Origin of the sequence: Jeotgalibaca porci, from assembly GCF_011299095.1 — a bacterium.
In the GTDB taxonomy this organism is placed as follows: Bacteria; Bacillota; Bacilli; order Lactobacillales; family Aerococcaceae; genus Jeotgalibaca; species Jeotgalibaca porci.
The window spans coordinates 2134355-2147124 of the sequence record NZ_CP049889.1 but is presented as its reverse complement, the minus strand read 5'-3'; the positions used below and the strand labels follow the sequence as shown (position 1 = coordinate 2147124).

The following is a 12770-nucleotide window of genomic DNA, read 5'->3' as shown; positions in this document are numbered from 1 at the left end:
AACAAGAGGGGCCGGGGAAATTACTCCCGGCCCCTCTATTTCACTCTATTCTTAGTTAAATCCAAAATACGCATCCATGGTCGCTTTTACAAGGTCTCCGGCCGGAAGTACGGATTCATTGCGAATATACGGTACAATGACCGCTACGGCAATTTCCGGGTTCTCATAGGGCGCAAAGGCTACGTAAGTAGAATTGGTTGTCGTTTCATTAATTATTTCTTTTACTTCTCCTTGATAGAAAGACTCTCCTGAACCCGTTTTACCGGCAACCCCAACAGGGTAATTGCCGAAGTTGTTATAAGAGCGGCTGCCTACATCATGAGTTACAGCCCAAAACCCTCTGTGTACCCGTTCGAATGCCTCTGGATCCACATTAACTTGATTCATGATCAATGGTTCTTTCACTAACTCCACCTTGCCTAAACTACCATCACTTTCAGTTCTACGAATTTCTTTTACTAAACGCGGTGCATAGCGCGTACCTTTACTTGCTATTGTAGCCGCATATTGTGCTAATTGCATCGGTGTATAGTTATCAAACTGTCCAAATGACTCATCCAATACTTGCCCCGATTCATTTGGAACACCTAGGAAACCTGTTGATTCAGACGGTAAATCAATCCCCGTTCTGACTCCCAAACCAAATTGCGCATAATAGCCACGCAATGCATCAAGTGTATAATCACGCTTCATTGATAGTTCTTCTAGATAGGTATAACTGTTTTGTCCACCAATCATCATTGCGATTTTCATCATATACGTGTTCGAAGATTTTTCCAATGCCTGGATATCATTCACGGCAATACGTCCAGAAGGGTTGAAAAGAGATTTTTTTGTAAGTGGGCCTTTAAAGGTTAGCGGCTCATCAACCAGAACATTATTATTGAAATCAATAACACCTGACATATATCCTGCTAACACCGTAGCACCCTTCATACTTGAACCAACAATAAAGTTCTCGTTCAAGACACCATGAACACTATCACTAATTTCTCCGGTGGTTACATCGATCTTCTTGCCTGCCATCCCGATAACGTCACCGTTTCGCGGATCCAGTGCTACGATATAAACACGATCGTTCCATAAATCCTGACGGCTATTCAGAAAGTCAGTCGCAATTTTTTCGATTTCTTTTTGAAACTTGATATCCACTGTCAACACTAAGTTATCGCCGGACTTACCCTCGTAGGTCTGTGTTGTCGCAACAATATCGCCTTCTTGATTCGTAACCGTATCATAACGGGATTTTGTTCCACGTAATACTGTTTCATATTGCTGTTCGAGGTACGCATTTCCTACGCGATCGTTTCGTGCATAACCCATCGCTAAATAAGTTTCAACCAGATTGGTTGGAATCCCCGTTTTTTCAGAAGTAACCCCTCCAAAAATGGTTGCTAACAATTCGCCATTCGGATAAACACGTGTCCAGTCTTTAGAAACTTCTACGCCCTTAAGATTCATTAAGTTTTCTGAAACGACTGCCAATTCCTGCTCTGTTACGTCAACGTTTTTGATGTTTACAGTTGTAAGAGACGTCGCACTATTCATACTTTTGAAGATAGCGGCGGCTACTAGTTCTTTCCCTGAAAAAGAAATGTCTTCTGCTGTAATCTTCGCTAACTCCGCCTCATAAACTTCGGCACCAGAAAGCAGCTTTTCTTCCTCTGTCAAACGTTCTAAAAGTTCTTCACGGTTACCGGCTGCCCAGTAGTCTTTACGATCCCGTTCCGTAATATTTTCTGTGTCAACAGTAATCATATCTGCTAGGATAACGGCCGTTTCTGCCATTGAAGAGGCACTGTCATTGGTACCACGTGTATATGTGATAGAATGCTGCGCTTCGTTCCCAACCAGTACATTTCCATTTCGATCATAAATGAGACCACGAGGGACTGTTTGCGTTATGGTTGTTGTTTCAGTTCTCCTGACAATTGCTTCAAATTCTTCTCCCCTGATAATTTGTAAAAAGCCCAGACGGACAATTATGGCAGAAAAAAGGACAAAAACAATAAAGAACAGAAGGTTCAACCGAAACGGTATATGCGACTTAAACTTATTACTCTCGCGATTCTTTTTATCCAATAGACACACTCCTGTTTCTTCCAATTTCAATACCCTATTATATCAAAAAGATGTTTCAATTCAACGGCAACTCGTAAATGCAAAACTTTCTTAACTATGTTATTTTATACTGTAGTGTAACTATGGAGGAGGAACGTTTGATGGTGTCCGACGAAAATAAAAAATATAGCAAGAAACAATTACTGCTCATATCATTTGCCTTACCGTTTACTATCATGTTGATTATCTATATCGCGATGGGCGTCTATCCTTTTGGGAAAGAAACGCTCCTAACAATTGACTTAGCTCAACAGTATGTTGATTTTTTTAGTTATTATCGCCATACACTCTTACATGAACCGCAAGCCTTATTTTATTCCTTTGCTAAAGGGATTGGGGGCGAAATGGTTGGTCTCTGGTCTTATTATTTGAACAGTCCCTTCAACCTGCTCATGTTACTTATGCCGCAGCGCTTCTTGCCAGTAGGTATTATGTTGCTGATGCTCATTAAGATTGCTTCTTCTGGTCTTTCTTTTGCGTATTTACTAATAAAAAAATTCGAGGGGTCAAATTTATTAGTCCCTCTTTTCTCACTTTCTTACGCATTGATGGGATATACAATTGTCAATCAATTACATGTCATGTGGCTCGACAGCCTCGTTTTTTTGCCACTCATTGTCCTGGGTCTGGAGAACATTATTTCTGGTAAAAAAGGTTATTTTTATAGTATCATGCTCGCCCTTGCATTATTCTCACAATATTATCTTACCTATATGATTTGTCTTTTCCTTGTTCTATATTTCTTCTTTGCATTAGCCAAACAAAATCTGACTAAAGATTATTCAAAAAAACAGAAATGGGCCTTTTTCGGGAATCGTTTTTTAAAATTTGCAGGCTATTCTTTGCTCGGCGGGGGGATGGCTGCATTTTCCTTAATACCAAACTTCGTTTCTCTATTAGGTGGCAAAGCAGCGCATACGAGTCAGATATTGGATTGGAAGTTTAAGTATTCCTTTCCAGATATCTTATCGAAAACATATTTAGGTGCCTTTGATTTTGATCAGTTGCCTTCTGGTCTTCCAAATATTTTTATCGGGACGATTGCTTTGGTTAGTTTTCTTTATTATTTCTTCAATCGTCAATTTCACTGGAAAGAAAGAGCGACTGCATTTATTATCACCGGCATCTTCATTATTTCCATGAATGTCGATATTTTAAATAAAGTATGGCATGCTTTTCAGAACCCGGCTTGGTACCCGTATCGCTTTTCATTTGTCGTATGTTTCTTTTTTATTCTGAATGGTTTCCGTAGCTTAAATAAATCAAAAGCGATTCCCTTGTGGTTCGCAGTGACGCTACTCGTTTTGCAAACAGCGAGTGCTCTGTATGTATTGGAGCAAGATTTCTCATTTCTTGAACCAATCCAAGTATTGGTAACCACTCTCTTATTGGTATTGGTTCTGGTCTTATTATTATTGAAAGATATGAAATATCGCTGGCTTCCTTACACGTTGGTTACTATCGCGGTAGTTGAAATGAGCGCCAACGCTACAATCGATTTAGCGCGTTTGGGTTATGTTGATATGGCTCCATTTAATAATTACCAAACGGTTTTGGATGATTTCATAGAGCCGATTCGACCGCAAGAAAATGAGTTCTATCGAATCGAGAAAACCTTTCAACGCTCTAAAAATGATAGCTTTCAAGCAAATTATCCGAGTGCCTCACATTTTAGCTCGACTTTTGAGACGGAAGTTCCTACGCTTTTTGGACGCCTTGGTTTTCCTGAAAGTAGTTTTGTTATTTCCTACTCAACCGGCACATTATTCACAGATGCATTTTTCGGAATCAAGTATTATGGCGATAATAACGTCATGTCTGAAGAATTTACGAAAAATAGTGAAAATTATCATATTCGTCCGAATGCTTTTCGCCCAGATTTAGTCCATTATCAAAAAATAAACGAGACATTTCGAACAAGTGTTTATGAAAATACGAATGCCTTCTCCTTAGGCTTCACAGCTCCTAATAAGATGAAGTCAGTCGTCTTAGTTGATGATGAGCCAATCGCTAATCAAGAGAAAATTTTACGTGCGTTATCGCGGAATACCTTTGCAGAGCCTTTTTATCTAGTCGAAAATATCCAAACAGTGGTAACGCAAAATATAAGTCCGAACGAAAACGCTGCTCTTAACAAAACCTATACCAAGGCAGACAAAGACAAGCCGGCCTATATTGATTTCCAATTCTTAACAAAGAGCGATGCGCCGTACTATATGGTCGTTGACTCTCGAATCGATGAAGACAACACTCACTTTAGATTGAACGGCGAAAGCTTCCCTTACTATAAATCGTATCGAACGGATCAAGTCTTCAATCTTGCGAGTGGAACTGCTAACCAGTCCGTTGAATTTTCTTTTGAATTACTAGAAGAAATGCTGACCATTCGCGATTTAAATCTCTATCGCTTCAACCTCACCCAATTCAATTCGTTGATGAATGAAATGGCTAATCGGCAAATGGTAATTGATTCCTTCAGCCAGACGAAAATTGATGGGCGGATTACAGTCACGGATAATACCGATATATTTATGCTATCTATTCCTTATTCGGAAGGATGGACAATCGAAATTGACGGTAAAGCAGTTGATACTTTCCCGGTTCTGGACGGCTTATTGGCCACGGACATCACTTCCGGCGAGCATCGAATCACACTTTCATACCGTACACCTTATCTGACTATTGGCATTTTTACATCGCTGTTTTCTGCATGTATCCTTTACTTAATCGACAAGAAAAAGAGGCAGGATCACTGATCCGCCTCTTTTTGATTTGTTACTATTCAGTTATGAACTTATTTTGCAGCTGCAAAACGTTTGTTCACTTCATCCCAGTTTACAAGGTTCCAGAATGCTGCAATATAGTCAGCACGAACGTTTTTGTAATTTAGGTAATATGCGTGTTCCCAAACATCTAAGCCTAATACTGGTGTTTTCCCTTCAGATAGTGGGCTATCTTGGTTAGGAGTAGAAGTAATTTCTACCTTACCATCGTTAACAACTAACCATGCCCAACCTGATCCGAAACGACCCGTTGCTGCAGTAGCGAATTGTGATTTGAAATCTTCAAAGCTGCCGAAAGCAGATTCAATCGCTTCTTTAATTTCACCTGTTGGTTCGCCACCACCATTTGGAGAAAGGATTTCCCAGAATAGTGAGTGGTTAGCATGTCCACCAGCATTGTTACGGATTGCTGTACGAATATCTTCAGGAACAGCGTTTAAGTCAGCAAGTAGTTCTTCAACTGTCTTATCTGCTAGTTCTGGATGTTTCTCCAAAGCTGCGTTTGCGTTACTCACGTAAGTTGCATGGTGTTTGCCATGGTGTAAATGCATTGTCTCCTCGTCGATATGTGGAACAAGAGCATCATGTGCATATGGTAATTCTGGTAATGTAAAAGCCATTAAAAATTCCTCCCAGTAATGTTGTATTTAATTCTGATAGCTTAATGGTACCATTTGAATTCGAAGAATACAAAGTTATTGCTTGAAAAAATTGTCTGATTGCGTTTTTTTGTATTTTTCGCTAAGCTATATTTATATTTTTTAGAGAAGAGTGTGATTATTATTTTCATATTTAAATTAATCTGGGATGTCTTTATGTTCCCGGAGAATCTTTGGCGGGTCACTACCCTTGCCAAAAAGAAAGCCACAATCGTTTTCGTCCTATTCGGAATGATTATAGGCGCACCTTATTTGAAAGCAAGTTTGCAAACTTTGGAAACTATTGCAATTGACATGCAAATTATTTCAGAACGCATTCCCGAATTAGTGATTGAAAATGGAAAATTAGTTCTTGCAGATCAGCTTGAACAGTCCGTTTTAGTAAAAACCGACACCGCTAACCTCGTGATTTATGCCGAAAACGCGCCGGATTCTTTGACGATTGAACGGGCAATTAAACGTGCTCCCTTATCCTTTCTAATGGGTGATTCCCAGTTGAAAGTTGCAACTCCTGCTACCGATTTTGATTTATCTTACGATTTATTAGAAGGTCTTACCGATGTTTCTTTGAAGGCGATGATGACTGATTTTGGCTCGCTAAGTGCGCTGACACTCATTCCGATGGTAATTGTAAGCCTCTTAGTTGGACTGGTTGATGGCCTTCTACAGCTAGTCATTATGGCTTTATTCGTAAACATTTTATCACTTCTGTTCCGAGTCCGTCTTCCTTTTGCTCAGAACTTTAAGCTTGTTTTAGTTGCCTCTTTCATGCCTACTCTCATTATGTCGATTCTTAACATAATTGGTGTTTACCCGGCCGCTCAAACTGCATTGATAGCTGGTATTACTGCCTATATCTATTACAAAGGCATCATCACGCACGTCACGCGGCTCTAATTGCATACGATAGAAAGAGGTTGGGATCAATTAATCCCAACCTCTTTCAGTTTTGTTTAACGTTTTTTACGGTTACCATCTGAGCCTTTGTTCTTTCTGACTTGTCGCTTAATTTGCTCATTCAGGCGGCGTTTATAGCCAGGTTTTACTTTTTTCTTCGCTTTGTTAACCATTCCTTTGATACGTGGGTCAACTTCAGCGGCATTCTTAGAGTTCCGTTTTTCGCGGTTTCTTCTGTCATCTGTTTCGACAAATCCACCGTCTTTCATAACGACTGGTTGGAATTTTATTCCAACTTTCTCTAATGCTTCCACACTTTCTAATTCATCGGGACCATACAGTGTAATAGCTGTTCCCGGTAAATTCTTACGTCCCGTACGACCAATTCTATGAACAAAAAATTCTGTGTCTTTCGGAATTTCATAGTTGATAACGTGCGAAACACCTTCAATATCGATACCACGTGCTGCTAAATCAGTTGCAACCATGTATTGGAAATCCATATTGTGGACACGTCTCATGATACGTTTTCTTTCACGAGCTGGAATATCACCGTGCAAAACGGCTACTTCATAATTCCGGCCACGCAATTCATGCGCGATTTCGTCTACTTTTTGTTTCGTGTTAGCGAAAATAAGTGTAAAGTATGGCTGACCAATAGACAAAGCACGGTCCAGAACATCCATTTTATTTCCACTCTTCGTTGCTAACAAGTAATTAGAAATAGATGCTGCTACAATTTGTTTTGGTTCCAAGTTGATGATTTCAGGATTTTCCATATACTTTTTCAAAAACGGTTGTAGTTTTTGTGGAATCGTTGCTGAGAATACCAACATTTGTAAATGTTTTGGCATCCGTCCGGCAATTTGATCCACATCATGCAAGAATCCCATGTCTAAAGTCATATCCGCTTCATCGACTACGAATGCTTTGGTTGTATGAATTTTTAGTACTTGTTCATTCACTAAATCCAAAATACGACCCGGTGTTCCAATAACCACGTGTGATTGTTGTTGCGATAGTTTGTTAATCTGACGTTGTTTATCTGTTCCCCCTACAAAATTGGAAATACGAATTTCGTCAGGTGAATACGTCACTAGCTGCGTTGCAACTTGGTACAACTGCTCTGCTAACTCACGACTTGGCGTCGTAATAACGATTTGTGTTTCTTGATTGGATGGATCCACTTGATTTAATAATGGCAGTAAAAAGCTGTGGCTCTTTCCAGAACCCGTTTGTGATTTACCGACAACGTTTTTATTCGCTTGGATAATAGGAATAATCTGCTTTTGAATCTCTGTTGGCTCAACGAATCCTAGATCATCTATTGCTTTTAGAATGAAAGGATTCAGATTTAGTTCTTCGAATTTCATTGTACACCTCTTGTCTCTCTTGTTGTTACATGCCATTATAGCACAAACCTGTTGCAGTTAAAAAATGATAATAGTATAATAGATAAATGAACATTTGCAAATAAATCGAGGAGGTTTCTAATGAATACCGAGATCAGCGCTTTGTTCACCATATTTGGTGCAACTGGGGACCTAGCCCACCGCAAACTATACCCATCTTTATTCCGATTATTTAAAAAAGGTTACATACAAAAAAACTTTGCTGTCATCGGTACAGCACGACGTGAGTGGACCGACACGTACTTCCGTGAAGTTGTTGCAGATTCCGTCAAAGATATAGTTGAGAACGAGGAAGAGTTGACAGAATTCACTTCTCACTTCTACTATATTTCTCATAACGTCAATGATGCCGCACACTATGTCGAGTTGAAGAAACTTTCTGAAACATTAGATGAAAAATACACTATAAATGGTAATCGTATCTTTTACTTGGCTATGGCACCACAATTTTTCGGTGTCATCGGAGATATGCTAAAATCCAATCATTTGATTACTGATAATGGTTTCAATCGTCTTATTATCGAAAAACCATTCGGACACGATTTACAGTCCGCTACAGAATTAAACGAACAACTTGCTCGTTCATTCTCAGAGGATCAAATTTATCGAATCGATCATTACTTAGGTAAAGAAATGATTCAAAATATTTCTGCGGTTCGTTTTTCAAATATGATTTTCGAAGCTTTATGGAACAACAAGTATATCGATAATGTCCAAATTACATTGTCTGAAACAGTTGGTGTCGAGGACCGTGGCGATTATTACGATCATACAGGTGCTTTGCGTGACATGGTTCAAAACCATGTGCTTCAAATTGTCGCCCTTTTAGTCATGGAACCACCCTTATCATTAGATGGTAATGATGTTCGTAATGAAAAAATTAAAGCCTTACGTTCTTTACGTTTGTATGAAAATAAACAAGATGTGTTAGATAACTTTGTCCGCGGCCAATATGTTGCCGGTAACGAGCAAGTTGGCTATACGGATGAACCAAATGTTAATCCGGAATCAAATACAGAAACATTTGTAGCTGGTAAGATTATGGTTGATAACTTCCGTTGGGCCGGCGTTCCGTTTTATATTAGAACGGGTAAGCGTATGTCTCAAAAAGATACGTACATCCATATCCAATTTAAGCACGTTTCAATGAACCTCTTCCCTACTGAAGGTGTGGAAGAAGTTGCCCAACCGAATATTTTAACCATTCATATTTCTCCACTCGAAGGCTTCTCGTTACGTTTAAATACGAAACGTGTCGGTCAAGGAACAGAAATGAAAAATATCCGGATGCATCAAATTCTTGATGAGCAAACAAGTGCGAACAGTCCAGAAGCTTACGAGCGTCTGCTGTTGGACTCTTTAAATGGTGATCCGACCAACTTCACACACTGGAAAGAAGTCGAACAATCATGGCGGTTTATTGACCAGATTCGTAATGCGTGGGATGACGAAGAAAACTACATTTTCGATTACGAAAGTGGCTCAATGGGACCTAAAGAAAGTTATGACTTATTGGCGCGTGACAACTTTGACTGGATTGAATTTAACTGGTCAACCAAGTACAAAAAAGACTAATACTTTGGAGGTGAGACGTTGTGTCTCGCCTTTTTTTGAGCAGAAATAGCTCTTAATAATTGCGCACTCGGAAAGAATTTCCACTTTGAGTGCGCAATTTGACCTTGAACCCACGCACTCAAAATGGATTTTAAGTTTGAGTGCGCAGTCAGCAATAAAAAAAGAGCTCAATTTGAGCTCTTTTTTTATTGGCTTATTTTTCTTTTTGCCATTCAATTACCGCTTCATCGAATTCTGCAATAATTTCTTCAATCTCACTGTAATCGGCCGCATTAGCACCGCTTGCCAAGGGATGACCCCCGCCTCCATGGCGTTTCGCCACTTCATTAATTACAGGACCCTTGGAACGTAAACGACAACGGAATGTACCTGTTGTTTGTTCTACAAATATCCCCCAACAAATGATGCCCTCAATCGTTCCCGGTAATGAAACGACCGGCGCTGTATCACTGTCTTCTGCATCAAACTGTTGAAGAACTTCTTGTGTCAAAATGATATGAGCAACACCCAAATCATTCACTTCAATATTTTGCAGGACATAGCCGGATAAGTTCGCAACCTTCTTGGAATTTGTGTTCATGAGTTGTCCCATTTCGGAAGCAGAGAAATCATGTTCCATTAATTTGGCAACGATTCGCATTGTATGCGCCGTCGTTGCTGGGTAAAGAAAACGACCAGTATCTCCGATAATCCCGCCATACAATAACCGTGCAGCTTCAGCAGTTAAAGGCAGACGATTATCTAAATAGACAGAGAAGTCGGCAATAATCTCACTACAACTACTCGCATTCGTATCTACCAGGCTAACATCTCCATATACATCGTCATTCGGATGATGGTCAATTTTGATGAGTGTCTGCCCTTTTGTATAGCGCTTGTCATCTATTCGTGGGCGATTCGCTGTATCTGTCACAATGACCAACGCTTCTTCATATTGTTCTGAAGCAACTTCATCCATGACACCCATAAAGTTCAGACTCTCAACATCTGCACCGACAGCAAATACTTTTTTCTCAGGAAAACGATTTTGAATAAGTTCTTTTAGTCCTAATTGCGACCCCAGAGCATCCGGATCGGGACGAACATGACGATGGATAATAATTGTATCGTTCTCCACTATTTTTGCGTAAATCTCTTCATATAATTCAGTAATCAAAAAATCTCTCCTCCTAAGTACGTTCCATCATTTGGCAAACGACGATTGCTTTGGCCACAATCGAATTTTCGAGGTAGACCTCCACATCCAACTTGGATGAGCGGCGCCCTACTTCAAAAACGGAAGTACGGATCTCAATAATACTATCAATTTGTATCATTTTAAAATGATGCACATCCATTTGCTCAATAACAGCATTTCTTTTTTGAAATTGGAATAAAACTTTTTTGCCAACACTTGAAATAACTTCGCACAAAACGCCAAAAGAAACAGTCCCTAAATTATTCGTCATTTGCGGCGTAACTTGGAATTGATAGTACGGCATTCCCTTTTCATCCACCGAAGAATGAACTAATTCCAAGCCCTCTAAAATTTGATCCTCAATCGTATTGCCGACTTGCGGTTGACGTTGCGCCAGCTGCATTGCCTTCATGACATCTTGTCTGGAAATAATCCCCAACAATTGTAAGTTATCTCTCACGACCGGCATTACTTCATAGCCATCCCAAATCATACGGTGCGCAATACTGGCCACACTCATATGTTCTTTCGCGATAATTGGATCTTTGGTCATCACCCGCTCCATCGTAATAGAATCGGCCTTTCCGAGTGTGTCTTTCGCGGTAATCACACCCACTAACCGCATATTATGATTCACTACCGGGAAACGTGAATGCTTGCTCTCTGCGTTTAATTTACGATAGTCCAAAATGGTATCGTCTATTTTGAGGTAACGTGTCTCTTCTAAACGCGTATAAATGTCACCTACAAGCATAATTTCTTTCTTGATTAATTGGTCCGTCATCGCTCGGTTAATCATTGTTGCGACTGTGAAAGTATCATAAGTCGTTCTTAAAATAGGCATCTCCACTTTGTCAGCCAATTTAAGGATTTCATCATCTGTTTCAAAACCACCGGTAATTAATACCGCGGCCCCATTTTCCAATGCATATCTCTGAATATCATTCCGGTTCCCGACAATCATTAAAGATCCTGGGCTGATATAGCGATCAATCGCATCTTTTTGCATCGCACCAATGATAAACTTACTTAACGTTTTATCCAACCCTTTACGCCCACCCAAAATATCACCTTCAATAATATTCGAGATTTGCCCAAAGGATAGTGTTTCAATATTTCCTTTATTCTTTCTTTCAATTCTAATTGTTCCGACCCGTTCAATCGTCGAAACCAACCCATTATTTTCTGCTTCCTTAATGGCGCGATACGCTGTCCCCTCTGACATACCCATATTCTTGGCTATCGTTCTAACAGAAAGTTTCTCGCCTACCGGCATCGATTCAATATATTGAATTATTTGTTCATGTTTAGTTGCCATTGAGATCCCTCACACATCATAATCATTCTATATTTTTATTGACTCTCCCACATTAAGAGCAAGTCCCTGACCGTCTTTCAGTAAAGATGTAAAGTCTTCAGGATTTTGCTCGATTAAAGGAAATGTATTGTAGTGAACAGGTACTGCTACTTTCGGATTTAAGAACTGCACTGCTCGAGCTGCATCCTTGGGTCCCATTGTATAATTATCACCAATAGGTAAAAAGGCAACATCAATTGGAAATGTTTCACCGATTAGTTTCATATCCGAAAATAGTGCGGTATCGCCTGCATGATAGATTGTTTTTTCATTTATATGCAACAGTACCCCGGCTGCGATACCTAATGTTATAGCCACTCCGTCACTTGAATAAGTGGATCCATGTATGGCAGGCGTTAACTTAATATAACCAAAATCAAACTGATAACCGCCACCCGGTTGCATACCATGCGTTTCTAAACCCCGCTCTGCGAAATAGTCCGCTATTTCAACAGTGGAAATGATTAAGGCATTTGTACGTTTAGCTATTGCTTCGGTGTCACCAATATGGTCGGAATGACCGTGCGTCACAATTATTACATCGCTTTCAATTGTATCAGCATCCAAATCACTCAATGGATTTCCAGTAATAAAAGGATCAATAATAATTTTTTTGCCTTCATTCGTTACTATCTGTACACAAGATTGTCCATGCCATGATATCTTCATTACACTCTTCCTTCCTGTATCATCTGTTTCTTTTAACTGTTATATTCTGTTCTTATCGTACCATTAAAACAACGAAACTCAAACAATAATATTTATTTATTACTTTACCTGTCGTAGTAA

9 protein-coding genes are annotated in these 12770 nt (G+C 39.6%); 3 read left to right on the top strand and 6 right to left on the bottom strand.

Features of this window, described 5'->3' with window-relative positions; translation table 11 throughout:
* Nucleotides 1–51: 51 nt before the first annotated feature.
* Nucleotides 52–2082 carry a penicillin-binding transpeptidase domain-containing protein gene (locus G7058_RS10810; RefSeq protein ID WP_166063526.1) on the bottom strand — a complete coding sequence of 677 codons (2031 nt, stop codon included), beginning with the start codon at nt 2080–2082 and terminating at the stop codon, nt 52–54.
* Nucleotides 2083–2222: 140 nt separating this feature from the next.
* Here G7058_RS10810 and G7058_RS10805 point away from each other — a divergent pair, with 140 nt between their 5' ends.
* On the top strand, nt 2223–4877 hold the full coding sequence (locus G7058_RS10805; RefSeq protein ID WP_166063525.1) for a YfhO family protein: 2655 nt from the start codon (nt 2223–2225) through the stop codon (nt 4875–4877).
* 38 nt (nt 4878–4915) lie between these two features.
* Here G7058_RS10805 and G7058_RS10800 read toward each other — a convergent pair whose 3' ends face one another.
* Complete coding sequence (locus G7058_RS10800; RefSeq protein WP_166063524.1) at nt 4916–5524, bottom strand: superoxide dismutase; 609 nt, start codon at nt 5522–5524, stop codon at nt 4916–4918.
* A 153-nt stretch (nt 5525–5677) separates the two neighbouring features.
* Between G7058_RS10800 and G7058_RS10795 the strand changes: the two genes are divergently transcribed.
* Nucleotides 5678–6460 (top strand): DUF1189 family protein, encoded by a 783-nt coding sequence (locus G7058_RS10795; protein ID WP_166063523.1) that lies wholly within the window; start codon nt 5678–5680, stop codon nt 6458–6460.
* A 56-nt stretch (nt 6461–6516) separates the two neighbouring features.
* Here G7058_RS10795 and G7058_RS10790 read toward each other — a convergent pair whose 3' ends face one another.
* Nucleotides 6517–7833, bottom strand: coding sequence for a DEAD/DEAH box helicase (locus G7058_RS10790; RefSeq protein WP_166063522.1), 1317 nt, complete (start codon nt 7831–7833; stop codon nt 6517–6519).
* A 120-nt stretch (nt 7834–7953) separates the two neighbouring features.
* On the opposite strand from G7058_RS10790, the gene zwf reads away from it, so the two are divergent.
* Nucleotides 7954–9447: a glucose-6-phosphate dehydrogenase gene (gene zwf, locus G7058_RS10785; protein ID WP_166063521.1), complete on the top strand. Its 1494-nt coding sequence runs from the start codon at nt 7954–7956 to the stop codon at nt 9445–9447.
* Between the two features lie 193 nt (nt 9448–9640).
* Here zwf and G7058_RS10780 read toward each other — a convergent pair whose 3' ends face one another.
* The 3 genes from G7058_RS10780 to G7058_RS10770 are packed head-to-tail and all read right to left on the bottom strand — an operon-like array spanning nt 9641 to nt 12650.
* Nucleotides 9641–10603 carry a DHH family phosphoesterase gene (locus G7058_RS10780; protein WP_166063520.1) on the bottom strand — a complete coding sequence of 321 codons (963 nt, stop codon included), beginning with the start codon at nt 10601–10603 and terminating at the stop codon, nt 9641–9643.
* Nucleotides 10604–10616: 13 nt separating this feature from the next.
* Nucleotides 10617–11942 carry a DRTGG domain-containing protein gene (locus tag G7058_RS10775; protein WP_166063518.1) on the bottom strand — a complete coding sequence of 442 codons (1326 nt, stop codon included), beginning with the start codon at nt 11940–11942 and terminating at the stop codon, nt 10617–10619.
* 27 nt (nt 11943–11969) lie between these two features.
* Complete coding sequence (locus G7058_RS10770; RefSeq protein WP_166063517.1) at nt 11970–12650, bottom strand: metal-dependent hydrolase; 681 nt, start codon at nt 12648–12650, stop codon at nt 11970–11972.
* Nucleotides 12651–12770 lie beyond the last annotated feature (120 nt).

Excerpts from the sequence above, each read along its gene's own strand:
- G7058_RS10775 (WP_166063518.1), bottom strand. The coding sequence starts at position 11,942 with ATGGCAACTAAACATGAACAAATAATTCAATATATTGAATCGATGCCG.
- G7058_RS10800 (WP_166063524.1), bottom strand. The coding sequence starts at position 5,524 with ATGGCTTTTACATTACCAGAATTACCATATGCACATGATGCTCTTGTT.
- zwf (WP_166063521.1), top strand. The coding sequence starts at position 7,954 with ATGAATACCGAGATCAGCGCTTTGTTCACCATATTTGGTGCAACTGGG.
- G7058_RS10790 (WP_166063522.1), bottom strand. The coding sequence starts at position 7,833 with ATGAAATTCGAAGAACTAAATCTGAATCCTTTCATTCTAAAAGCAATA.
- G7058_RS10805 (WP_166063525.1), top strand. The coding sequence starts at position 2,223 with ATGGTGTCCGACGAAAATAAAAAATATAGCAAGAAACAATTACTGCTC.
- G7058_RS10770 (WP_166063517.1), bottom strand. The coding sequence starts at position 12,650 with ATGAAGATATCATGGCATGGACAATCTTGTGTACAGATAGTAACGAAT.